The sequence below is a fragment of the Pseudomonas sp. CCI1.1 genome (assembly GCF_034348165.1).
In the GTDB taxonomy this organism is placed as follows: domain Bacteria; phylum Pseudomonadota; class Gammaproteobacteria; order Pseudomonadales; family Pseudomonadaceae; genus Aquipseudomonas; species Aquipseudomonas paracarnis.
This window is the reverse complement of the sequence record NZ_CP133780.1, coordinates 4594374-4616023: the sequence shown is the minus strand read 5'-3', so window position 1 is coordinate 4616023 and position 21650 is coordinate 4594374. Positions and strand designations below refer to the sequence as shown.

Below are 21650 nucleotides of genomic sequence, written 5' to 3'. Positions count from 1 at the left end.
TTGCCAACCTCCGGGGATGAGTGGCGTGAGCTCGGCGAAACCTTATGACATAGCGAAACGCACGGTATGGGACGCCTACCAGCAGGTCAGGGCCAACCGCGGTGCTGCCGGCATCGACGATGAAACCATCGCCGATTTCGAGCGGGATCTGTCTAAGAATCTCTACAAGCTGTGGAATCGGATGTCGTCGGGGTCGTACTTCCCGCCTCCGGTCAAGCAAGTAGAAATTCCCAAGGCATCGGGAGGCACGCGCAAGCTGGGAGTGCCCACGGTTGGTGATCGTGTCGCGCAAACCGTGGTCAAGCTTCTCATCGAGCCGGAGCTGGACTCGATCTTCCACTCGGACTCCTATGGGTACCGGCCGGGACGATCAGCGAAGCAGGCGGTGGCGATCACGCGTGAGCGCTGCTGGCGATACGACTGGGTGGTGGAGTTTGATATCAAGGCAGCCTTCGATCAGATCAATCATGGGTTGCTGATGAAGGCGGTGCGCCTGCACATCAAGGAGGACTGGATACTTCTGTACATCGAGCGGTGGCTGGTTGCGCCGTTCGAAACGGATCACGGTATGCGCGTCCGACGCGAACGCGGCACCCCGCAAGGTGGAGTGATCAGTCCCCTCCTGATGAATCTGTTCATGCACTATGCCTTCGACACCTGGATGCAACGTACCAGCCCCAACTGCCCGTTTGCCCGCTACGCCGATGATGCGGTGGTGCACTGCCGCAGTCGAAAGCAAGCGGAGTACGTGATGCGCTCCATTGCTTCACGGCTGGCTGCCTGTGGCTTGACGATGCACCCCGAGAAATCGAAGGTCGTGTACTGCAAGGACAGTAACCGTCGCGCAGGTTATCCGCATGTGAGCTTTACCTTCCTCGGCTTCACCTTTAGGCCGAGGAAGGCGCTCAGCAAACAAGACCAGCTCTTCACGAGCTTCCTTCCGGGAGCGAGTGCGGATGCCTTAAAGCGGATGCGGCAAGCGGTACGCAGGTGGCGACTCAATCGCCAAACCCACGTGACGCTGGTCGACGTGGCTCGGCTCTACAATCCAGTGATACAGGGGTGGTCGCAATACTATGGCTCGTTCTATCGGACAGCCATGCTTGGCATCTTCCAGCACATTGACCGCGCGCTTGAACGCTGGGCCCGACGAAAATACAAGGCTCTTCATAGGCGCAAGCGGCGCATTAGCCAATGGCTGGACAAGATGCGGACTGTGGTACCCCGGCTGTTTCATCACTGGCGAGTGACCGGGCAGCAAGGTTGGATAACGGGAGCCGTATGACGCGAGAGTGTCACGTACGGTTCTGCGAGCGGCTGCGGGGGCAGTTCCCGCGGCCGACTCACCACTTCGGCATGAAGGCGCACATCGGTGTCGATGATGAGTCGGGCTTGGTGCACAGCGTGGTGGGCACGGCGGCCAACGTGGCCGATGTCACCCAGGTCGATAAGCTGCTGCACGGCGATGAGAACATGGTCGGTGCCGACGCGGGTTACACCGGCGTCGAGAAACGCCCTGAACATGAAGGCCGGGGGGTCATCTGGCAGATCGCCGCCCGCCGTAGTACTTACAAGAAGCTTGATAAGCGCAGTGCTTTGTACAAAGCCAAGCGCAAGATTGAGAAGGCCAAGGCTCAGGTACGAGCCAAGGTCGAGCATCCGTTCCGGGTGATCAAGCGCCAGTTCGGTTATGTGAAGGTGCGCTTCCGTGGTCTGGCGAAGAACACGGCGCAACTGATGACGCTGTTCGCGCTGTCGAACCTGTGGATGGCGCGCCGACATTTACTGGCGAATGCAGGAGAGGTGCGCCTGTAATGTGGAAAATGGCTGCCGCGAGGTGCTCGCGGCGGCTAAAAACACAGAAATAAGCGGGTGATCTGAGCGTTTTTGATCGATTTGCCGCTTTTAAAATCGGCAGGGGCTGAAGTCAGCCAGAAATACACAACTACTTCAGACCATCCTTAGAGATGAATCCAGTTTCAACCAGGATTGACGGTACGTCTGGCGACTTAAGTACGGCAAAGCCCGCCTGCTCCACACGCTTCTGGTGCAAAGTGGTGATGCCCGCCAAACTTCTCAGTACGGAGTGGCCCAGTTCCAGGCTCGTTGCGACTGTAGCGCTCATCGACATGTCGAGAATCACTCCTGCCAGCATGGGGTCCTTATCTTTGAGTGCGAGGCTTTTGGTCGTACCGAGTAACTCGGCGCCGTTCTCCTTCTGCGCGAGCCAGCGCGCAGTAGTGGACGTGGCTCCACCTTCCGATAGCGCATAGATCGACGCTCCGGAGGCCGTGCGCCGAGGCGCGGCGTCCGCGTGTATGGAAATGAAGATATCGGCATTGTGTTGGCGAGCAATCTCCACCCGCTTGCGTAACGGTACGTAAACATCGCTGTCGCGTACGAGTCGCACGGTAAACCCCTTTTCCCGCTCGATCCGTTTGGCCAACTGCCGAGCAATTGACAGCACCACATCTTTTTCCCGCTCGCCATTGGCCCCGACTGCTCCAGGGTCTTTACCGCCATGCCCTGGGTCTACCACGACGATGATGTCGCGCTTTGGATGAGCCGAATCATTAAGCACAACCTGCGGTGCAGCCGGCTGTATTGCCGGGGATGCCGAGTTGGAAATATCCAGCACTAAGCGATGCCCCTGTGCCTGTTCAGGTGCCAGCATGAAGGTATTCAACTGCACGGGACCTATCAGGTCCAGGACAATCCGCGTTCCTGTACCTTGAGGCCCTGAACGTATAGCGCGGATTGGCATGTTACCCAGTTGCAGTTTGCTCAAATCAAAGGCAAGGCTGGTTCCCATCAGATCGAGAATCAACCGATCCGGCGCCGTCAGGGAGAAGGTCTTGTACTGTGCTGGACCACTTAGGTCTAGCACCAGCCGAAGCTTGTCGTCGGTGTTCCATAGCCGAACATTTAGGACTTGTGCGGCTTGTAAGCCCAAAGGTAAAGCAAAGGCAAAACCGGCCAAAAATAGATTGAGTAATGAACGTCTGTGCATCTCGTTTACCGTTTTTGGGGAGAGTCCTTTCTCTGCCATTCAGATTAAGAACCGTAGAGCTTGCAGAGCGGCAAGGTGTCCCGGATAAAACCAGTAGCCCCATTGCCGCACCGGCCAGACGTTGAAGGTGAACTTCTGATGCAGCAGCCAGAGTCCGATCAGCGGAGCGGCAAATGCAGTGCTCAAGGCCAGCAATGAGTGAATTTCAAGATCCATAGCCCTGGTCACGATGCTACTGCGGGTGTTGCTCAACAGGCATAGAACTGCTGGCAGCAACCAAAGAGCACCGGGCCTCTTGATCGCTAACAAGACAGCCGCAGGAACGAGCGCGCCGTATAGCCCGTACATCAACGGGTCATCCAGCACGTAGGCAATCGCGGCAGCCATCAAGGCCATAGCGCTGCTCAACAAGGTGCGATGTTGCCATCCCCAGGCAATCACCAGCCCCAATGCCAGGGTAACCAACACGTTGAATGATCCCGAGGTGCTGATATAGCGATAAGGCACTTCTGAAATGGCGGCGAACACCAGCATCAAGGCGAGGTAGCGTCCATTCGCGGCAGTCAGTAATTCGCCCGGTTTGGAGCGCGCCACGTTGGCAGCAATGGCGACACAGAACAGCGGAAAGGAAAGCCGCCCCAGAATGAACAGATTGCTCATCTCCGGCCACACCAACCGCAAGTGATCGATGACCATGGTCAGCATCGCCAGCCACTTGATCAGATCCAGGCTACTGCTTCGGCTCTTGAGTGAGGAATGCTGGGTTGTATGAGCAGTCGTCATGTCCACCCCAGTGTGACGGCGGTCAGCAAGAGATAACGCACGCCCTTGGCCATGGTGACGATCAGCAGGAAACTCCAGAATGGCTCGCGCATGACTCCGGCGACGACCGTCAGCGGATCGCCAATGATGGGCACCCAGCTCAGCAGCAACGACCAGCGCCCGTAGCGCAGGTAAGACTGCTGGGCCTTTTCGAGCTTGCTCTCGCTCACCGGGAACCATCGCTTGTAGCGAAATCGCTCGATAGAGCGACCCAGAATCCAGTTCAGCGCAGAGCCAAGAACGTTGCCGAAGGTGGCGACCGCCAATAGCGCAGAAGCAACGTATTGGTTGGAGAGCAACATCCCGACCAACACAGCTTCAGACTGCATGGGCAATAACGTGGCGGCACCGAATGCCGCCAGAAATAGACCAAAATAGCTGGCGAGTTCGAACACTTAAACGACGCCTTGGGCGCTCAAGCCGATCCAACCATGGAAGCCTACGTACAGACCAACACCGATTATCAACACGCTGGACAGGTACGGTGCACGACGAGCCACGGTGCCCAGCCACGGCCAGCGGTTGGAAGCCTGTTTAGCACCAATAGCCGCAGCAGCTCCCACCGCCACCAAGGTGATCGCCAAGCCGATGCTGAAGCACAGGACGAGTATGCCTCCCAGCGCGACTTCTTTAACCTGAAGACACAGCAACAGAACGGTGATGGCAGCCGGACAAGGAATCAAACCACCCGTCAAACCGAACATGACGATCTGGCCCGTGGTCACCTCACGATTCGTGAAGCGCTTACGGATATCGTTGGCATGTGCGCGTTCATGCGCATCCTGATAGCCATCAATTGACAACTCCAGACCTTCCAGTTCGGAATGCGCGTGCCCGTGATCATGCTCCTGGAACGCCAGATCGTAATCATGGGAGTGGCCCGCATGCCCAAGACTCAAGCGCGCACTGAACTCATGAGGCTCCGGGATATCGACTGCCGACTCCAGAAAGCCTTCGCGCTCGACGAAAGAGAACGATTGAGTGCTGCCGTCCGGACGAGTCGTCATTAGGCGAACATCCGATGTAGCCCAAGCGTGTCCGGTCAATGTTTTCAGGCGCCAATGCGGTGGCATACCTACTTCAAAAATCGACAGTTCGATGCGCCCGTGGCCGGTATCGATTCGATGGGTTTCATCATGATGGCCATGGTCATGCTCACCGTGGTGGTGGTCATCACCTTGCTCGAACTTGAACATCTGCTCACCGCGCCAGGTACGCCACAGCATCCAAAGAGCAACTACGATGATCAGTGCAGAGGACGCAAGCTGGAAGTACGGCTCAGTGGTTTGAGCGTCCAGACCTTTGCCCAGGTACATGCCGCCGATGGCGACCAACCACACCACGGCGGTGTGCGACAGCGTCGCGGCCAGACCCAACAAAACGGCCTGTTTAACCGAACCACGAATGGCCACGATGAAAGCGGCCATCATGGTTTTTGAATGGCCCGGTTCCAGGCCATGCAAGGCACCGAGCAAGATAGCGCTCGGGAAATACAGCCAGGCGTGTGTACCGCCCTGTTGCAGCAGTTCAGCAAAGTTGGGCATGTCAGACCTAGAGGTACTTGGTGATTTGTTTGAAGGCTTCCAACGGTGCGCGCTCGCCATTGTTCAAGGCTGAGACTGTGTCCTCCAGACAGTGATCAATGTGATCCTGGATGAGCGTGCGCTTCGCTTGACATACGGCTTTTTCGACCGCATGCAGCTGCTGAGCGATGTCCACGCACTGACGCCCCTCTTCAATCATGGTGATGATGCCGCGTAAATGGCCGTCCGCCCGTTTGAGACGCTTGATGATCGCCTCGTGACTTTGGTGAGTGTGGGGATGGCTGTGTTCGTTTTCACTCATGACTTGAGCCTCGGGCCTTAATGAATTACGCTGGCATCCTATCCCCCCTTAGGGGATGCGGTCAAACGCATCAAAGCCCTGAAAAACGAGTTGAAGCCCGATCACGATGTTCAGCAGAACACTGACAACAACGGTGGTATTCGCGCTTGTCCTCGCCATGTTTGTGGCCTGGGCCGGGCATACCTATACGTTGTCAGTGACGTCGAAACAGCCTGCTTGGGAGGTTGCGCAAGACGCCCATCACTCTCATGAAGAGCTGACTGAGATGTCGTGTGCGAGCTGCTCGGATCACTATCACTCCCCGCTGACCCCTGACCATCAGCACGAAACACCGCAGCTCACTTCACTGTTGATTTTGGCCGAACAACCCAAGCTATCGGTGCGGGTTGATGCCCCGCAATATGCAGTTCCCCCTCCGCCGATATTCTTGATCAAGCGTCCACCCCGTCCTTCGTTCGCATCCTGACCATGGCCGCGCAGCGGCCTTTGATCCCTCCAACGTAGGATTTATCCATGCATTCGCACTCGATGAGCGGCGTGGGCGCATTCACTGCGCCATCGCACCGCCCGCTACTGCTGTTGTTTTTACTTGTCGCTGCACTTTTCCTCGGGATGCCCGAGGCGATGGCTCACGCCGTCGCGGAAGGTGACAAGGGCTTTATCCAGGAAAGTTCCGGCGTCATGTTGCTGCCCTTCATCTACATGGGCGCCAAGCACATGATGACGGGCTACGATCACCTGCTGTTTCTGTTCGGGGTGATCTTCTTCCTTTACCGCCTGAAGGATGTGGGGCTCTACGTCACACTGTTCGCGGTAGGCCACTCGGTGACGTTGCTGCTGGGCGTGCTGACCGAGATCAGCATCAGCTCGTACATCATCGACGCCATCATCGGTTTTTCGGTGGTGTACAAGGCACTCGATAACTTGGGCGCGTTCCAGCGCTGGTTCGGTTTCCAACCCAATACCAAAGTGGCCACGCTGATTTTCGGCCTGCTCCATGGTTTCGGCCTGGCCACCAAAATCCAGGAGTACGAGATCTCGCCCGACGGGCTGATCCCCAACTTGCTTGCGTTCAACGTCGGCGTCGAGATCGGCCAGTTGCTGGCCCTTAGTGCGATTCTCATTCTGATGGGGTATTGGCGGCGCACCGCCAGTTTCTGGCGCCACGCCTATACCGCCAACGTCGCCATGATGAGTGCCGGTTTCCTGCTGATGGGTTACCAGATCACCGGCCTGTTTATCTCCGCCTAAGGAATTCTGACCATGTTCAATACTCCGCTTCCAACTGTTAATGAATTGCCCAGCACTCGCAAACTGGTTCGTTCGACTGTCATTGCACTGCTGACTGCTATTGGCCTGCTGATGACCGTTGTCATGCCTTCGGAATACGCCGTTGATCCTACGGGTGTGGGCCGCGCACTGGGTCTGACCCAAATGGGCGAATTGAAGATCATCCTTGCCCAAGAGGCGTTGGCGGATACAGCGCCGCCGCAAGCATTAGCTCCTAGTTCAGCTCCAGCTCCAGCTCCGCAGATTGCGCAAATCCAACCTGCTGCAATACCTGTGGCCCAATCAGCGTCGGCACCGACCCCAGCCATGAAGACGAATCAAATGACCGTCACGCTCAAACCAGGTGAAGGGACAGAGATCAAACTGGAAGTGCTGAAGAACAAGACTGTGAGTTATGAATGGACAGCGGCTGGTGGGCTTGTGAACTACGACACCCATGGCGAGCCCTACAACGGTGAAAAGGGTTACTTCCACAGCTACAACAAGGGCAAGCAGGTCAAAAGTAATAAAGGCGAATTCACCGCCATTTTTGACGGCACCCATGGTTGGTTTTGGCGTAATCGCAGCAATAACGACGTGACCATTTCGTTGAAGACGAGTGGTGATTACCTGAACGTCAAACAGTAATCCGACACAGAGACGGCTGTCCTACTGCCGAAAACGCGGACTTCAGCCTGACCACAGACCATTTATTTCATCCACTTTTGAAGAGTATTCCCATGAAATCCCCAACCACTCTGATTCGTTCTGTGCTGCTGTTCTGCTTCCTGGGCTTGATGACGGCATGCGGCGGTGGTGAGAAAGGCACAACCTCCGAGAGCGCTGAGCACGGACATTCGCACGAGTAACACTCTAAAAAAACAAGGCCGCGATTGCGGCCTCGTTTTTCTGCATGACGAAAAGTTCTAGCCTATATCCCGCAAACAAATGACTGCTTTGGGTCGTCCTCTGCCGGTCATGGCCACGAAGCCTGCAGGTCAAATCCGAAGCAAATTACTGGTCAAATCGAATGCAAATGGCTGGGCAAGTCTGTGCAATTACCTAACGGATAGGCTCTCGACAGAACTGGTATAGCATCCCTTGATTCTTCTATGCCATCATCGATGCTTGTAAAATCGGAGGCTAAGGACATGGCAAACGATTTACCACCAGATTACATAGAGTTCGCGAAACAGCTGGGGTTCTCGTCACCAGAGCAGTGGGACGTGACCAGGGGAAATCTGAAAGATGGCTGGAAACGAATTCATCGTCGCATTGTGACAGGGCGGTCTCTTCGGGGGACGATTCTGGACTTTGTAGCTAGAATGAATTCGTCTGACGATCACTTTAGGCGCAAGTCCGGTGAGGTCGGGGTAACTAGGGTAACTCCAGTATCCGCGCAGGTTCAGCTTTTTGAGGATCTATACCCACAATTTGCGCCTTATGTTCCCCCTCAGACGTCGGTAGGATCTGAACACCGGATCAAAAAACCGAAAGCTCCCAAAGTCCGAAAGCCGAAAGTTAAGACGCCAATGTTTGTACAAATTGGATTTGGCTTAGTAAAGCACCTTCCGGCCACGGAAAATCGAGAGGGACAGCGTGATTCTCGACGAACACACTACACCAATCGAAAAAGCCTCAAAGAGCATAATTTACGTGCCAGGTTGGTCGCTAAGCGGATCACATGGGGATAGCGATTAATCCTGATATTTCTAAGATCTCAGTTGTTGCGCTAGATTTGTCAATTCGTATACTGCTCAATCATTTTATAAAGGTCATCTCATGTCCCGTCTTGCTGAGTTCCGTCAACTCGAAAAACACTTGGCCGAACAACTCGCTGCCCTTGAAGCCATGAAAGGCGACGAAGGCCTGAAAAAAGAAGTTGAATTCGAAACTAAGCTGCGGGCTTTGCTTGCCGAGTACGGTTATAGCCTCCGCAACGTCATCGCTCTCCTCGATCCCCAGGCAGCAAGCCGTGCTTCTACTACCGCTGCCCCGAAAAGTGTCCGCAAAGCACGTGACGTCAAGATCTACCAAAACCCAAATTCGGGCGAGTTGATCGAGACCAAGGGCGGGAACCATCGCCAGCTCAAGGAATGGAAAACTGAATTCGGCGCGGACATTGTTGAGTCCTGGCGCACTCAGTAAGATCGGTTTGAGTACAAATGAGGGCCCGGTGGGGCCCTTTTTCGTAGCCACATGCGGGGTAATCATGGATCGACATCTCTACAGGTTCAGGACAGCGGATCGTCTGCTCGGAAAAGACGCCACCGAGACCAAGGAGGCTGTGCCCGGTGAGCTTGAGAAGCTTGAGATTTACTTCGCACCGCCTGAGCAATTGAACGATCCTCTAGAGGGGTACAAGGAAATCTACTGGGCGGGTGATGAAATCGTCTGGGCGAATTTCTTTAGGCATTACCTATTGATACTAGCGCTTCGAAGCTGGGAGATTGATGACGCGGTAATGAGCGGCGTGCCACTTCCTAATGAGCTCCCAATTGGCCAGTATCCTGCTAATCTCCGGGGTGTGTACCTCTTTGCTTTCCAGGAAATGGATTACCTGCTCCAAAGTAGTGAGATATTTCAGGGGTACATCAAGGCACTCTCTAAAGCCGAGAGAAAACACTACAAGCCACAGTTGTTGCTCTACCTCAGTTCTCTGCATACGCGCTTCTTAACAATCGTACTTTCAGTAAGTTACAAGTACGAGTTAACCGGTGCACATCATCCTGAGAATCCTGGAGACCCACTAGGGGACAGTGACTTTCATCTGAAGATAATATCAAATATCGAAGCAGATGATGGCCAGCATCGTGATTTTGAGTCATACATGTTGCCGCTGACCGAAAACTGACCCAGTAAAGGCTGTTCTGCCGACTGAAAACTGACCCAGGTGTTCAACTGCTTCTGCTCATTTTCCGAGCAGGAGAACACAGGGTGATCAGCATGGAAATGTTGGGAAAAATCCGGCGGATGTACTTCCGCGACAAGCTCTCGCTGCACCAGATAGCCAAGCGTACCGGGCTGTCGAGAAACACCATCCGAAAATGGGTCAGAGCGCCCGAAGCCACTCAGCCGGCGTACCAGCGGTGCGCGACCTTCAACAAACTCAGCCCATTCCACGACACGCTGGAACAGGCGCTGAAAGCCGATTCGTTCCGGGCAAAGCACAACCGCAGAAGCGCTAAAGCACTTTTCGAGCAGATCAAGGCCGAGGGTTATGACGGCGGCTATAGCCAGCTCACGGCGTTTGTACGCTCGTGGCGAGGTGAGCAAGGCAAGTCTTTACGCGCTTTTGTACCGCTGACGTTTGCGCTCGGTGAGGCCTTTCAATTCGACTGGAGCGAAGAAGGTCTGCTGATCGGCGGCCTGTTCCGGCGTATCCAGGTCTCTCATATGAAGCTGTGCGCCAGTCGCGCATTTTGGTTGGTTGCGTATCCCAGCCAAGGCCACGAGATGTTGTTCGATGCCCATACCCGCTCATTTGGCGCGTTAGGTGGGGTGCCGCGTCGTGGCATCTACGACAACATGAAGACCGCTGTCGACAAGGTCAACAAGGGTAAAGGCCGCACGGTCAATGCCCGGTTTGCCGTGATGTGCGCGCATTACCTGTTCGATCCGGACTTTTGCAACGTGGCCTCCGGCTGGGAAAAAGGTATTGTCGAAAAGAACGTCCAAGACAGCCGACGGCGCATCTGGCTGGATGCTCAAAACTGCATGTTCCACACCTTCGAGGAACTGAATGCCTGGCTCGGCCAACGCTGTCGTGCGCTGTGGAGCGAGCTGCTGCATCCGCAGTACAACGGACTTACTGTGGCGGAAGTTTTGGAGCTGGAACGGGTCGAAATGATGCCGATGCCGACGGCCTTTGATGGCTACGTCGAGCGCACCGTTCGGGTCTCCAGCACCTGCCTGATCAGCGTGGCGCGAAATCGCTATTCGGTGCCTTGTGAGCGAGTCGGCCAGTGGGTCAGCAGCCGTCTTTACCCATCCCGGATCGTGGTCATCGCCGATGACGCAATGATTGCCAGCCACGAGCGCCTCTTTGATCGAGATCAGGTCAGTTTTGACTGGCAGCATTACATCCCACTCATCGAACGCAAGCCGGGTGCACTGCGCAATGGCGCACCGTTTGCCGATCTGCCCAATCCGTTGCAGCTTCTCAAACGGGGCCTGAGACGTCACAGCAATGGTGATCGAATCATGACGCAGGTGCTCGCTGCCGTGCCCATCGCCGGTCTCGACCCGGTGCTGGTAGCGGTAGAACTGGTGCTTGAGTCGGGAAGTCTGAGCGCCGATCACATCTTAAATGTTCTCGCCCGACTCACCGCTACTGCACCACCGCCTTCCGTAGAAACCAGCCTGCAACTCAAGGTGGCTCCCGTTGCCAACACGGCCCGATATGACCAACTCCGTACAACAGATGAGGAGAGCCGTAATGCGTGACTTGATGGCAGAACTTAAAGAACTGCGTCTGCATGGCATGGCGCAGGCTTGGGAAGAACTGGCGGCCCAGGGAGAAGCTTCGACGGCATCCTCGAAGTGGCTGCTTGAGCATCTGCTCCAACAGGAGCAGGCAGATCGCGCCGTGCGCTCGGTGAATCATCAGATGAACATGGCAAAGCTCCCCATGCACCGTGATTTAGCTGGCTTTGACTTTAGCGCTTCCAGCGCTGATGCCCGTCTAATCAAGGAATTATCCAGCCTTGAGTTTACGGAGACTGCGCAAAATGTCGTGTTCATCGGTGGGCCTGGAACCGGAAAAACACACCTGGCCAGTGCCTTGGCCGTGTCCGGAATCACTACTCATAACAAACGAGTACGGTTCTTCTCCACGGTCGATCTCGTCAACCTGCTGGAGCGTGAAAAGTACGATGGTAAGGCAGGCCGAATCGCCCAGGGACTGCTTCGGACAGACCTGGTGATACTCGATGAGCTTGGGTATTTGCCCTTCAGTCAGAGTGGTGGCGCGCTGTTATTTCACCTGCTTTCAAAACTGTACGAGCACACCAGCGTGGTCATCACCACCAACCTCAGCTTCTCGGAATGGTCGAGTGTGTTTGGCGACGCCAAGATGACCACAGCGTTGCTGGATCGGCTGACACACCACTGCCATATCGTCGAAACGGGCAACGAGTCCTACCGCCTGCAACACAGCACCTTGGCCGCTCAGACAAAGATCAAATCGCGTGAACGAAAGCGCAAGGACGAAGATGGTATTGAGGACGATGAGCCGTTTTGATCTGCACCGTAAACACCCTTCCGCATGCCTGCATGCGGTGGGGCCAGATGCGTCTTCAACTAGGACACTACTGCTAAGCTTATCCACAATTGCTGGGACAAAAATCAGCAATCCGCCCTGGGTCAATTTTCAATCGGCAGGGTGGGTCAGTTTTCAATCAGCGCCAACATTTGTGTTGGCGTTGGCTCGTTAGGCAGTGCGGTGGCAATACAATTGGCACGATCCGGTGTCGGCCACCTTACCCTCATCGATCCTGACACTTTGGTGTCAGCCAATCTGGGGAGGCACGTTCTGGGAGCGGATAGCCTAGGTAGACTGAAAGCCTCCGCGTTGAGGGACAAGATTCTGTTAGATCTTCCGACGACAGAATGCACCGCTTATGCGACTTTTGCCGAAGTGGTGATGAGCAGCAAACCAGAAGTGTTTGATAACGCAGATCTGGTGGTGATCACGACAGCAGACTGGCAGTCGGAGGTCACTGTATGGCGAGCCAAATCAAGCGGCGCTCCTTGGGGGCTTTTACAAGCCTGGAGCGAACCGTATACCCAGGTAGGCCATGCGCTATTCGCACCAGCCGGCACCTTTGATGGCCGTCAGTTGTTCACGGACGTCGGCGATTTTCTGCATAGATTTACAGAGTGGCCGGGAGGCGGTGTTGTTCCACTGCCCGCGTGTGGCGAGAGCTTTATCCCAGGCGGCTCGCTGGGAATGACCAATATCGCCTCTATGGTGTCGCACACGGCCTTACGCGCATTGACCGGCAACATCGCCACTGCATCTTGGGTCAGCAGTATCTACAGGCCTGAAGATGTTCTGAGCCTAGGAGGCCAATACCATGGTCCCAAACTGCCAGAGGGAGCGCAGCAAATCTTACTCGAGCGCGGATGGCCGGAAGATAAGGACGAAACGGTATGACGGATATCGCATGGCGCTGGCGATGGCCGGAGGTGAATTCCGAGCTATTGGTGTCCCAAGCTGTCGCGGACATCTTGGATAGTCATCGGCAGGGCCTTTTTGGCGTGGAGCGAGGGGGACAGTTATTTGTCAACCCGGTTGATCCGAAAGGGTTGCTGCTGGCCTTGGCCACGTTGCCTCATCGCGCCGATCGGTCAGGCTGGTCTTGGCTAGAGTTGGATGCGGAGCGGTGCCGTCAGGAAATCCAGGCTGCCAACGAACAAGGGTTACGTCTGGTGGGCTATTGGCATACGCATCCCCAATCCGTTCCGGTGATCTCTCCGGCAGACATCGGAAGTTTCTCCAAATTTGCTGCACGTTACACGCAGGATCTGCCGCACCCAATAGCCGTTATTGTCGGCAAGTCCGAAAAACCAGAAGGTATCAAGGCGTGGTCGTTCAGGGACGGCAGATATGTTGAGGCAACCTGTATCAGATGAGCTTCGAGTCAGTGCGGTGGAAGGTAGGTCAGCGTTTACCTTTACCCGCTAGCATTAGTGCGAAGAGCTCTGCCTGAAAGCGGGCATCATCCAATGCGTTATGGTTCGGTTCGCTGAGTGGCTTCAGCGCAGCGGTCATTTTGGATGATTTTGTTTCCTGCCAGCTGCAACCTACAGCGCCCATAAAGTAGGCCTTCATGTCGATAGCGGTAAAACCAAAGGGGTTGGTTTCCAGGTATTTGTGGAAGTAGTAATTGACGAATGACCAGTCAAACGGTGCATTGAGTCCTACGAAAATGACCTTTTGCCCCGGTTGGCAGGACGATTTCAGCCATTGATCAAATGTCAGCATCGCCTGTTGCGGAGCGAGGCCCTCGCGCTCCAGCTTCTCCAGACTCAGCCCCGATACTGCCAGTGCTTCCGGGTCGTGTTTTGGACTGTCAGGTCGTAGTTCAAGATAGATGGACGTTACAGGTTGGGCTACAAGACAGGCTCCAATGGAAAGCAGACTGTATTCGCCTGGTATAGGCCCAGAAGTCTCGACGTCGACGGAAACATAAAGCTCATCAGGGTGCATGTCATATCCTTTCGTGTAGTTACCTGATCACGCTCAGGCTCTTAGCCATGTGAAGGTGGAAAGGCAGGTATAGCCATTGCCCCATTTTTTGCTGTTTCACTCGCTATCCGGCGTTCGAGCAGCGGCAGTGCCTGTCTACCAGCGGATTGCGCGTTCCTTTGGTCAGCTCTGGGCCCAAGCATAATGATGTGTGTCATTCTCTGATGGCGGATGAGGGCCGGACGATCATGAGTGAAACTGAGCGCTGGATAGTAAAATGCCAGAAAACTGAGGACGGTACTGGCGACATCATCATTGATCTGCCTCAAGAGTTGCTTGACCAAATGAGGTTAGGTGTTGGGGACGACCTGGAGCTAACGGTAGTGAATGGCACATTAGTCCTGACGCCCGTGTGCAACGCAACATCAGTGCGGCCCATGTTTGCTGGCGTCCTGCGTCAGGATGTCTATCATGCTTACCGCATGCGTCTGGAGACGCTTCTTCATATCTCTGTCAATGCTTCGGATCTGGACATTCACGACATGATAGTAGCTGGCTTCTCGGTCAGCCTGATCAAAATGCTTTGTGATGATGGAACCCTCAGCGACGAAGAACGCGACAGAATCATTCAACCCAAAACGCTCAAAACAAAACTGTCAGCCAATCAGCTTTTAACGTTGCATGAGAGCGATCGCCTGTTCCGGTTTGCACATATTACCGCCATGGCCGAGGTGATCTTCGGTGACAAAGGGAAGGCCAAACAATGGCTTTCCAAACCCAAAGCCCGTTTTTTGGGAGAAAGCCCATCGGCGATGGTCACTACAACCTTTGGCACACATCTAGTCGAAGAAATGCTGATTCAAGTGTCTGAGGGCATGTCATTTTGATTCAGCCGCAGCCAAACGGCTTCTACCGCTCCTTGAGTAACATGGATTTCATGCGCCTATACCGGCGTCGCCTTGCCGAATACGACATGCACGGGCATCCATGAAGCACTAGGTTTCACCCACATCGGCACCTACCGCTAGGTAGGGTTCACGCACGGCAATGGCATAGCTGGGTACTGGCGAAAACCCACTTTATCCGGTGACAGCTAGATAGAAATCATCCCGTTCAGTGGGATGAGGGGAGAAGACGGACCAGCTGTGAAATGGCCCAGTCTTCGGCATCGGAACCTCGTGTGTCGATGGGAGCTAAGCTGATTGATGCTTCTCGTTCGAATCGTTTTTTTGATCGGCCGGAGGTACAGATGAATCTGGCAGATTTTGTCTCAGTGCTTTCTGCGGGTGAGAAAATAGATGGGTGCCAACTCACCACCTCAGATGCTGTGGCCCTCGCCAGTCTGCATTTTCCTTCCCATGCCTATTGTCTTGTTGCTGATTGGGCAATATTGGATCTCGACATTCCAACACGTCAGCGAAAAGCCATTACGGATAGACAGCTAATTCCTGCTCTCGTTTACGCTTTGACCGTTATCCAAGACAGTAAAGGCCGCTTCCCGCCTGGTGATTGGGTCCGAACAACGCTGGGTGTTTCCTTCACCCATGACTGCTTATTTCGAACAAAAAACACAGTTTATGTGCTGATGGGGACTGGTCGAAGGTTGCACACGGATTTAGACATCGCACTGAGCCTGTGCTGAAAAAAGACTATTTCCGCACAGGTGAGTGACCGGTCGCGCTCACATAATATTTCGGCCTGAATGAACGCTCTCGCTGTTGTGTCAATCTATGTTGTTACCAATCGAGCCCCGTATTTGAAGTGCGACCCGTCTGTGTCAGTCTATGTTGCTGTCGTGTGGATCCCGGATCATCCTACAGGCCCCGATTTACGAGAGGGGCTGTGTCAAACTATGTTGTTGGTAACCAAGGGGCTGTTTTCAACAGCCCCTTTTTTGTGTTTTGAATTCGCTCAATTCAAGGATGCGTATTGATGCAAAACCCTCCTGCTACCGTCCACGCACGTTTGCACAATCGCCGGTTCGTGGTCGCCAACAACGCCCAAGGGTTGTCCGGTACCGGCACCGTGTTTCATTACCAGATCGAAGACGGCGTGATTTCGAGCACTTACCAAGGTGGCCGAATTCGCCTGGGAACGCAGGTCGGGCGGGTGACCGGCCCAGATACTATCGAGCTGCTTTATCAGTGCGTCACCCTGGACGGGGAGCTGCTCGCAGGGTGGTCACGAGGCACGGTAGGTGTTGATCACGCCGGGCGCACTACCCTGAGTTTCGTTTGGGGCTGGCTATCGGGTGCGACCGGAGGCGGAGAGTCTAGCTATATCGAGATCACTGGCTAGAGGTATTGAAAGCACCATAAAACCTACAGGTAGGCGCATATCCCCTGTGGGAGCTGGCTTGCCTGCGAGGGCTGCGTGTCAGTCGCTGCATCTGTTACTGCACCACCGCCTTCGCAGGCAAGCCAGCTCCCACATTTGATCTCCATCGGGTTTGAGAAAGGGGTGGGTTAGGTCCACCAGTAGCGCACGAGATGAAAGAAGATCGGCGCCGCAAAGCACACCGAATCCAGCCGATCCAGCATCCCGCCGTGCCCTTCGATCATGTGGCCCCAGTCTTTCACCCCGCGGTCACGCTTGATCGCCGACATCACAATCCCTCCCGCAAACCCCAGCAGGTTGATCAGCAGCGCGATCAGGAATGATTGCCAGGGATTGAACGGTGTGGTCCACCACAGCGCTGCGCCGATCAGCGACGACAACAGGATCCCGCCGACAAAACCTTCCACGGTTTTCGACGGTGACAGGTTGGGCGCGATCTTGTGTTTGCCGAACAGCTTGCCGCACACGTACTGCAGCACGTCCGACAGTTGCACCACGATCACCAGATAGGCGATCAGCAGCAGGTTACGGCCTTCGTAACCCGGTATGTCCAATGTCAGCAGCGCCGGGACGAAAGACACGCAGAACACGGCGATCATCAACCCCCATTGCACCTTCGATGCCCGTTCCAGAAAGTGCGTACTGTCGCCGCCCAGGGAGGCGAGGATCGGCAGCAGCAGGAACACGTACACCGGGATGAAGATCGAGAACAGCCCATACCAGTCGGCGTAGATCAGCAGGTATTGCAGCGGCAGGGCGAGGTAGAACGCGGCCACCAGGGCCGGGTAGTCGCTGCGCCGGGTGGGCGTGAGGGTGAGAAATTCGCGCAGGGCGTAGAACGACACCGCGTAGAACAGCAGGATCACCGCGCCGGTGCCGAGCCAGAAGGCGATGCCGATGACCACCACCATCACCCACCAGGCGTTGATGCGGGCGTTGAGGTTGTCGATAACTGCGTTGGGGCTGCCACGGGTGCGCAGCTTGAGGATCAGGCCGATCAGCGAGGCGATGACCAGGATCGCGCCGATGCCGCCAAATAACATCAGGGTTTGGCTATCCATCTCAGGAATGCTCCGGGGCAAGGGCGAGCAGGGCGTCGCGAGTGCGGGCGAGGAAGGCGGCTTTGTCTTCGCCTTCTTCCAATTGCAGGGGGGCACCGAAGCTGGTGGTGCATAACAACGGCAATGGCAATACGCGACCCTTGGGCATGACCCGGTTCAAGTTGGCTATCCACACAGGGACCAATTCGGCCTGTGGGTAACTCTTTGCCAAGTGGTACAAGCCGCTTTTGAACGGCAGCAAGCCATCCTCCAGATTGCGCGTGCCTTCGGGAAAGATGATCAACGAATCGCCGCCTTCCAGGGCCGCGAGCATGGGCATCAGTGGGTTATCCACAGGCTCTTTGCGCTCGCGGTCGATCAGCACGCCATTGAATACGCGGTTGATGATGTAGCGGCGCAACGCGCTCTTGTTCCAGTAATCACTTCCGGCCACCGGGCGTGTGAACTTGCGCAGGTTCTGCGGCAGTGACGCCCACACCAGCACGAAGTCACCGTGGCTGCTGTGGTTGGCGAAATAGATGCGCTGCACCGGCACTGGCGCGCACCCCAGCCACAGGCTGCGAGCGCCGGTGACGGTGCGGGCCATGGAGGTAATCAGCGTGGCGACCACGGGTTCGAACATGAGGATTCCTTATCCGGCAAAAGGCAGCCAAGGGCTGGCAAGGATGACGCCCAGGGTCAGCAGCGCTTGCGCGCCCAGTAGCCAGGCTTGTTTACGCAACAGTTTGAGAGCGCCGCGCCGGCGTTCGCTCCATGGCCGACCGGCTCGCTTGGGCAATTGCAGGCCAAGGGTTTGCAAGGCTTGGTCAAGGTCTGGCGTGCGGGTAACGTCGCGGGCCAGCAAGGCGAACAGATCGGCGTCAAAGGCCACCCGTAGCGCCCAGTATTTTTGCAGCAGGCCCAGCACGATCATCCACAGGGCCAGCAGCAGGCAGGTCGTCGAAATACTGGCCAACAACAGTTGGGCAAGGCCGAACAGTACGCCGAGCAACGTCAGGCCTGTGGATAACTGATCCAGGGAACGGCCACGACGTAGCAGGCTGGCGACTACCTGGAGTTCCATATCAGCGGGCATAATGCAAACCCTCCAACGCTTTACGGTGTGCGGGGTGCAGGACCACAGTGGCCCGTGCTGTACGAATAATAGCCAGTGCTTGGTCAACCGTTGCGGCGCGCCCGGTGGTCAGCAGCCAGGCGGCGACGGCAGTGGCGCTACGGGAATAACCGAGGGCGCAGCACACCAGCAAGGGGCCACTCATTCGCAGACGTTCAATGGCGTGCGCGGCCTTCAGGCATTCGCCGGCTGTCGGGGTGATCAGGTCCAGTACCGGCACGCAGGCATAAGCACGGCCCTGTGGATTAATCGGCAGTTCGGCACACAGATCGACAATGGCTTTGAACGGGCCTTGCTCAGAGGTTGTAGGAACACGCCCCAGCCAGACGTTATCCACAATCAGATCCGGCTGTGGATGTTTGCGTGTCCACAGCCGCGAATTGGTCCACGCCCCTGCCAAGTAAGGCGCATACAGCCAGCGAGCGGCAGGCGTCAGGCGGCCATTTGTACGTTTTTGAAAGCCCGGCGCGCCGATCACCAGGTAGTTGGCGCTGATCAAGCCGAGGGAAACCGCTGGCCACAGCAACCACAGCCAGCCGCCGCGAAGTAACAAACCCAGCGTCAGCAGTACTATCGCACCCAGCCCATAGCGAACAGCCAGGCGCCAGCGTTGGGTATCGCGCGTTAACCGGGCACTCAACAATGGGCTCGGGTGTTCCACCGGCCATAACCACACGCACAACCACCCCGCGAGGGCCCCTGTGGGTAAGTCGATAAAGTGATGTTGATAAGTAGTCAGCACCGAGATGCCGATCAGCGCAAACCAGCCATGCACCACCCAGCGCCAAATCCCCTGGGAGTGCCGCTGATACATGACCCACAAGATCACCAGCAGCGCGATATGCAGTGAAGGCGCCTGGTTGAACGGTTTGTCGAAACCGGCCAGCACGGCGAACAGCCAGCCGAACACACCGTCCAGTTCCGGTCGCTCGAAGGTGAAGCGCAATGGCCAGATCAGGAAGCAACTCACGGCAATCACCTGCGCACTCAGCAGGCGCAGTGCATGTTGTTTCAACTCATGCCGTGTATTGGGCAGCAGCAGGGAGAAGCCGTAGAGCAGGTCGATGGACCAGTAGGGCACGATGGTCCAGGCCCAGAACGGCATGTGTGTTTCCCAGCCGAACACCAGGGTGCCGACGTCGCTGCGCTGGCTGGTGACCCAGGTGGCAAAGCCATAGGTGCTGAAAAACAGCGGCGCCAACAGCAGCAGCCAGAGCACCGCAGGTTTCAATAAACCGGGCTCGCGCATGTTCAGATCTTCTGTGCCAGGGACACGGTGAAAATGCCCCACTCATCCACGCGCTGGGTGATCTTGCGAAAGCCCGCCGCTTCGACGAGTTGGTCCATTTCCGCCTGGCTGCGCCGGCGCATCACCCAGGCCTGGCCCTGCCGGTGGCTGGTGAGCGCACGGGCAATCAGCTCCAACTGCGGGTGCCATGGCTGCCCGGTGTAGACCAGGTAACCACCTGGCTCCACGGCTTCGGCCAAGCCCGCCAGCGAGCCGCCGACCATGGCGTTATCGGCGAACAATTCGTACAGGCCGGATACCACGGCCAGCGTCGGCTTAGGGGCCAGGGCAGCCAGGTCAGCGCGGTCGAACGCATCGCCTTTGACGAACTGGGCGATGTCCCCCAGGCCCTTCTCGCGAATCAGCGCGCCACCGTCGCGCACGTTGATGTCGCTGTAGTCGCGCAGCAGGATCGATTCCGGCAGCGGCGATACGCCTTGCAAGGCTTCCAGGATGTAGCGGCCGTGGCCGGCGGCGATGTCGACAATGCGCACTTCGCGTTGGTCATCACGCAGCTTGGCCATGGCCAGGCGCAGCAGCTCTTCGACGTTCAGCTTGCGTTGGCGAATACCGCGCCAGCCAATGGAATTGAGGTAGTTGGTATCGATCATCCGCCCCAGCCCGCCCTTGCCGGTAGGCTTATTGCGATACACGTAGTCCAGGGTGCTGCCGGAATCGAAGCCGGTGTCGAAGCCCAGCTTCACCCCATCCGACAGGTTCTTGCCCAGGCCCATGCTGGCGCGGGTCATGCGCCAGTACAGGTCGCGCAGTGAATTGCGTGGCAACGGCGCGGCGAGGGATTCGGATTCGGCGCACGTGGCGCCAAGTTTGTCGGCGTCCAGTAGAGAAGCGCGGTCCAGCGGGTGCGCGAAGTTCTGCAAGATAAAGCGCTTGGCGCTGGTCACAGCCACGGCGCGATCACGTTCGCCGAGGGTGTCGTGGAAAAAGCCGGGGAGGATATGCAGCTCTTTTTTCAGGCTGCCGAGGCGGTCGAAGAACTGCTGCTGGGGTTTGCGGTGCACCACAAAATCGGAGCCGGAGATAAGCAGCTGGGTCGGCACTTGGATCGCCTGGGCATCGGCTACAACCCGGTCGGCGGCTTCGTACAGGCCCAGCAGCACATTCACCGAGATGGCCTTGGTGATCAAGGGGTCGCTGTCGTAGGACGCCACCCGTTCCGGATCATGGCTGAGGAACTTGGCCTTGACGTAGCTGTTGACGAAAAAGTTGCCGCGAAACTTGCGCATCAGTGCCAGGCCCGGGCGGGCGAGGGGCACATACAGCTTGACCTTGAAGGCTGGCGAGGCGAGCACCAGGGCGCGGATTTTTGGCGCGTAATCATGAACCCAGGTGGCCGCAATCACCGCGCCGACGCTTTGGGCGATGACGGCGATGTCTTCCTCTTCGATGCTGTAGGTGGCATTGATGTGATCACAGAACGTCTGCACGTCGCGGGCGCTGGTGGCAAAGCTGGGGCTGTCACCGCGCTCGCCTGGGGATTGGCCGTGGCCACGGGCGTCCCAGGCGAAGAAGTCGAATTCAGGCAGGCCCAGTTCATCCACCAGGTGGGCAATACGCCCCGAATGCTCATGGCCGCGATGGAACAACAGGATCGCCTTGCGCGGCCCGGCGCCTGCCGTGGCCGGCCAGTGCCGGTAGAAAAGCTCGACGCCATCATGGGTACTGAAGGTGTGCTCTTGCTGTTCGAGCAT

The 21650-nt window shown here is 56.5% G+C and carries 22 protein-coding genes and 2 pseudogenes; 13 read left to right on the top strand and 11 right to left on the bottom strand.

The window, feature by feature from the left end:
* Nucleotides 1-16: 16 nt before the first annotated feature.
* Both ltrA and RHM69_RS20955 read left to right on the top strand, forming a co-directional pair.
* Nucleotides 17-1285: a group II intron reverse transcriptase/maturase gene (ltrA, locus tag RHM69_RS20960; protein WP_010466266.1), complete on the top strand. Its 1269-nt coding sequence runs from the start codon at nt 17-19 to the stop codon at nt 1283-1285.
* A 59-nt stretch (nt 1286-1344) separates the two neighbouring features.
* Nucleotides 1345-1815: pseudogene (locus RHM69_RS20955) on the top strand (IS5 family transposase); the annotation flags it as partial.
* A gap of 130 nt (nt 1816-1945) precedes the next feature.
* Here RHM69_RS20955 and RHM69_RS20950 read toward each other — a convergent pair.
* From RHM69_RS20950 to RHM69_RS20930, 5 genes are read right to left on the bottom strand one after another with little or no spacing between them, the layout of a single operon-like run.
* Nucleotides 1946-3010, bottom strand: coding sequence for an N-acetylmuramoyl-L-alanine amidase (locus RHM69_RS20950; RefSeq protein WP_041161326.1), 1065 nt, complete (start codon nt 3008-3010; stop codon nt 1946-1948).
* Between the two features lie 39 nt (nt 3011-3049).
* Complete coding sequence (locus RHM69_RS20945) at nt 3050-3793, bottom strand: TraX family protein (protein ID WP_024078238.1); 744 nt, start codon at nt 3791-3793, stop codon at nt 3050-3052.
* Nucleotides 3790-4227 (bottom strand): YqaA family protein, encoded by a 438-nt coding sequence (locus RHM69_RS20940; RefSeq protein ID WP_024078237.1) that lies wholly within the window; start codon nt 4225-4227, stop codon nt 3790-3792. Before RHM69_RS20940 ends, RHM69_RS20945 begins: the two co-directional genes overlap by 4 nt.
* Nucleotides 4228-5376, bottom strand: a complete 1149-nt coding sequence (locus tag RHM69_RS20935; protein WP_024078236.1) for a nickel/cobalt efflux protein RcnA — start codon at nt 5374-5376, stop codon at nt 4228-4230. It lies immediately after the preceding gene.
* Between the two features lie 7 nt (nt 5377-5383).
* The gene (locus RHM69_RS20930; RefSeq protein ID WP_024078235.1) at nt 5384-5677 is read right to left on the bottom strand and encodes a metal-sensing transcriptional repressor; all 294 of its coding nucleotides are present in this window, start codon (nt 5675-5677) and stop codon (nt 5384-5386) included.
* A 513-nt stretch (nt 5678-6190) separates the two neighbouring features.
* Between RHM69_RS20930 and RHM69_RS20925 the strand changes: the two genes are divergently transcribed.
* The 8 genes and pseudogenes from RHM69_RS20925 to RHM69_RS20890 all read left to right on the top strand — a co-directional run bounded on the left by RHM69_RS20925 (nt 6191) and on the right by RHM69_RS20890 (nt 13582).
* Entirely contained in the window at nt 6191-6928 is a 738-nt protein-coding gene (locus tag RHM69_RS20925; RefSeq protein WP_024078233.1) for a HupE/UreJ family protein, read from the top strand.
* Between the two features lie 12 nt (nt 6929-6940).
* Entirely contained in the window at nt 6941-7594 is a 654-nt protein-coding gene (locus tag RHM69_RS20920; protein WP_024078232.1) for a hypothetical protein, read from the top strand.
* A gap of 1134 nt (nt 7595-8728) precedes the next feature.
* Nucleotides 8729-9094, top strand: coding sequence for a histone-like nucleoid-structuring protein, MvaT/MvaU family (locus tag RHM69_RS20915; RefSeq protein WP_024078231.1), 366 nt, complete (start codon nt 8729-8731; stop codon nt 9092-9094).
* Nucleotides 9095-9158: 64 nt separating this feature from the next.
* Nucleotides 9159-9800 carry a hypothetical protein gene (locus tag RHM69_RS20910; RefSeq protein WP_069556886.1) on the top strand — a complete coding sequence of 214 codons (642 nt, stop codon included), beginning with the start codon at nt 9159-9161 and terminating at the stop codon, nt 9798-9800.
* A 92-nt stretch (nt 9801-9892) separates the two neighbouring features.
* On the top strand, nt 9893-11392 hold the full coding sequence (gene istA, locus RHM69_RS20905) for an IS21 family transposase (protein WP_126589213.1): 1500 nt from the start codon (nt 9893-9895) through the stop codon (nt 11390-11392).
* On the top strand, nt 11385-12188 hold the full coding sequence (istB, locus tag RHM69_RS20900) for an IS21-like element helper ATPase IstB (RefSeq protein WP_069556884.1): 804 nt from the start codon (nt 11385-11387) through the stop codon (nt 12186-12188). Before istA ends, istB begins: the two co-directional genes overlap by 8 nt.
* A gap of 168 nt (nt 12189-12356) precedes the next feature.
* Nucleotides 12357-13103, top strand: a pseudogene (locus RHM69_RS20895) (ThiF family adenylyltransferase); the annotation flags it as partial.
* Complete coding sequence (locus RHM69_RS20890) at nt 13100-13582, top strand: Mov34/MPN/PAD-1 family protein (RefSeq protein ID WP_017341627.1); 483 nt, start codon at nt 13100-13102, stop codon at nt 13580-13582. The pseudogene RHM69_RS20895 and the gene RHM69_RS20890, both read left to right, overlap by 4 nt.
* A gap of 28 nt (nt 13583-13610) precedes the next feature.
* Here RHM69_RS20890 and RHM69_RS20885 read toward each other — a convergent pair whose 3' ends face one another.
* Complete coding sequence (locus tag RHM69_RS20885) at nt 13611-14159, bottom strand: 3'-5' exonuclease (protein ID WP_017341626.1); 549 nt, start codon at nt 14157-14159, stop codon at nt 13611-13613.
* Nucleotides 14160-14386: 227 nt separating this feature from the next.
* On the opposite strand from RHM69_RS20885, the gene RHM69_RS20880 reads away from it, so the two are divergent.
* The 3 genes from RHM69_RS20880 (at nt 14387) to RHM69_RS20865 (ending at nt 16436) form a co-directional block, all read left to right on the top strand.
* A complete protein-coding gene (locus tag RHM69_RS20880) occupies nt 14387-15025 on the top strand; it encodes an antitoxin Xre/MbcA/ParS toxin-binding domain-containing protein (RefSeq protein ID WP_228758830.1) in 639 nt (212 codons plus the stop codon).
* A 362-nt stretch (nt 15026-15387) separates the two neighbouring features.
* Complete coding sequence (locus RHM69_RS20870; RefSeq protein WP_074059250.1) at nt 15388-15780, top strand: DUF6957 family protein; 393 nt, start codon at nt 15388-15390, stop codon at nt 15778-15780.
* Nucleotides 15781-16070: 290 nt separating this feature from the next.
* The gene (locus tag RHM69_RS20865) at nt 16071-16436 is read left to right on the top strand and encodes a hypothetical protein (protein WP_137270720.1); all 366 of its coding nucleotides are present in this window, start codon (nt 16071-16073) and stop codon (nt 16434-16436) included.
* 167 nt (nt 16437-16603) lie between these two features.
* On the opposite strand, the gene RHM69_RS20860 is transcribed toward RHM69_RS20865, so the two are convergent.
* From RHM69_RS20860 to RHM69_RS20840, 5 genes are read right to left on the bottom strand one after another with little or no spacing between them, the layout of a single operon-like run.
* Nucleotides 16604-17536, bottom strand: coding sequence for a phosphatidate cytidylyltransferase (locus RHM69_RS20860; RefSeq protein WP_014720583.1), 933 nt, complete (start codon nt 17534-17536; stop codon nt 16604-16606).
* A gap of 1 nt (nt 17537) precedes the next feature.
* Nucleotides 17538-18158 (bottom strand): lysophospholipid acyltransferase family protein, encoded by a 621-nt coding sequence (locus tag RHM69_RS20855; protein ID WP_032901856.1) that lies wholly within the window; start codon nt 18156-18158, stop codon nt 17538-17540.
* A gap of 9 nt (nt 18159-18167) precedes the next feature.
* Entirely contained in the window at nt 18168-18611 is a 444-nt protein-coding gene (locus RHM69_RS20850) for a hypothetical protein (RefSeq protein WP_014720581.1), read from the bottom strand.
* Nucleotides 18601-19899 carry a phosphatase PAP2/dual specificity phosphatase family protein gene (locus RHM69_RS20845; protein ID WP_200599925.1) on the bottom strand — a complete coding sequence of 433 codons (1299 nt, stop codon included), beginning with the start codon at nt 19897-19899 and terminating at the stop codon, nt 18601-18603. The genes RHM69_RS20850 and RHM69_RS20845 overlap by 11 nt, the downstream gene beginning before the upstream one ends.
* Nucleotides 19900-19901: 2 nt before the next feature.
* Nucleotides 19902-21650, bottom strand: a complete 1749-nt coding sequence (locus RHM69_RS20840) for a bifunctional alpha/beta hydrolase/class I SAM-dependent methyltransferase (RefSeq protein ID WP_200599923.1) — start codon at nt 21648-21650, stop codon at nt 19902-19904.

Coding starts and splice junctions, on each gene's coding strand:
- ltrA (WP_010466266.1), top strand. CDS start 17: ATGAGTGGCGTGAGCTCGGCGAAACCTTATGACATAGCGAAACGCACG.
- RHM69_RS20950 (WP_041161326.1), bottom strand. CDS start 3,010: ATGCACAGACGTTCATTACTCAATCTATTTTTGGCCGGTTTTGCCTTT.
- RHM69_RS20945 (WP_024078238.1), bottom strand. CDS start 3,793: ATGACGACTGCTCATACAACCCAGCATTCCTCACTCAAGAGCCGAAGC.
- RHM69_RS20935 (WP_024078236.1), bottom strand. CDS start 5,376: ATGCCCAACTTTGCTGAACTGCTGCAACAGGGCGGTACACACGCCTGG.
- RHM69_RS20930 (WP_024078235.1), bottom strand. CDS start 5,677: ATGAGTGAAAACGAACACAGCCATCCCCACACTCACCAAAGTCACGAG.
- RHM69_RS20925 (WP_024078233.1), top strand. CDS start 6,191: ATGCATTCGCACTCGATGAGCGGCGTGGGCGCATTCACTGCGCCATCG.
- RHM69_RS20920 (WP_024078232.1), top strand. CDS start 6,941: ATGTTCAATACTCCGCTTCCAACTGTTAATGAATTGCCCAGCACTCGC.
- RHM69_RS20915 (WP_024078231.1), top strand. CDS start 8,729: ATGTCCCGTCTTGCTGAGTTCCGTCAACTCGAAAAACACTTGGCCGAA.
- RHM69_RS20910 (WP_069556886.1), top strand. CDS start 9,159: ATGGATCGACATCTCTACAGGTTCAGGACAGCGGATCGTCTGCTCGGA.
- istA (WP_126589213.1), top strand. CDS start 9,893: ATGGAAATGTTGGGAAAAATCCGGCGGATGTACTTCCGCGACAAGCTC.
- istB (WP_069556884.1), top strand. CDS start 11,385: ATGCGTGACTTGATGGCAGAACTTAAAGAACTGCGTCTGCATGGCATG.
- RHM69_RS20890 (WP_017341627.1), top strand. CDS start 13,100: ATGACGGATATCGCATGGCGCTGGCGATGGCCGGAGGTGAATTCCGAG.
- RHM69_RS20885 (WP_017341626.1), bottom strand. CDS start 14,159: ATGCACCCTGATGAGCTTTATGTTTCCGTCGACGTCGAGACTTCTGGG.
- RHM69_RS20880 (WP_228758830.1), top strand. CDS start 14,387: ATGAGTGAAACTGAGCGCTGGATAGTAAAATGCCAGAAAACTGAGGAC.
- RHM69_RS20870 (WP_074059250.1), top strand. CDS start 15,388: ATGAATCTGGCAGATTTTGTCTCAGTGCTTTCTGCGGGTGAGAAAATA.
- RHM69_RS20865 (WP_137270720.1), top strand. CDS start 16,071: ATGCAAAACCCTCCTGCTACCGTCCACGCACGTTTGCACAATCGCCGG.
- RHM69_RS20860 (WP_014720583.1), bottom strand. CDS start 17,536: ATGGATAGCCAAACCCTGATGTTATTTGGCGGCATCGGCGCGATCCTG.
- RHM69_RS20855 (WP_032901856.1), bottom strand. CDS start 18,158: ATGTTCGAACCCGTGGTCGCCACGCTGATTACCTCCATGGCCCGCACC.
- RHM69_RS20850 (WP_014720581.1), bottom strand. CDS start 18,611: ATGCCCGCTGATATGGAACTCCAGGTAGTCGCCAGCCTGCTACGTCGT.
- RHM69_RS20845 (WP_200599925.1), bottom strand. CDS start 19,899: ATGCGCGAGCCCGGTTTATTGAAACCTGCGGTGCTCTGGCTGCTGCTG.
- RHM69_RS20840 (WP_200599923.1), bottom strand. CDS start 21,650: ATGCTCGAACAGCAAGAGCACACCTTCAGTACCCATGATGGCGTCGAG.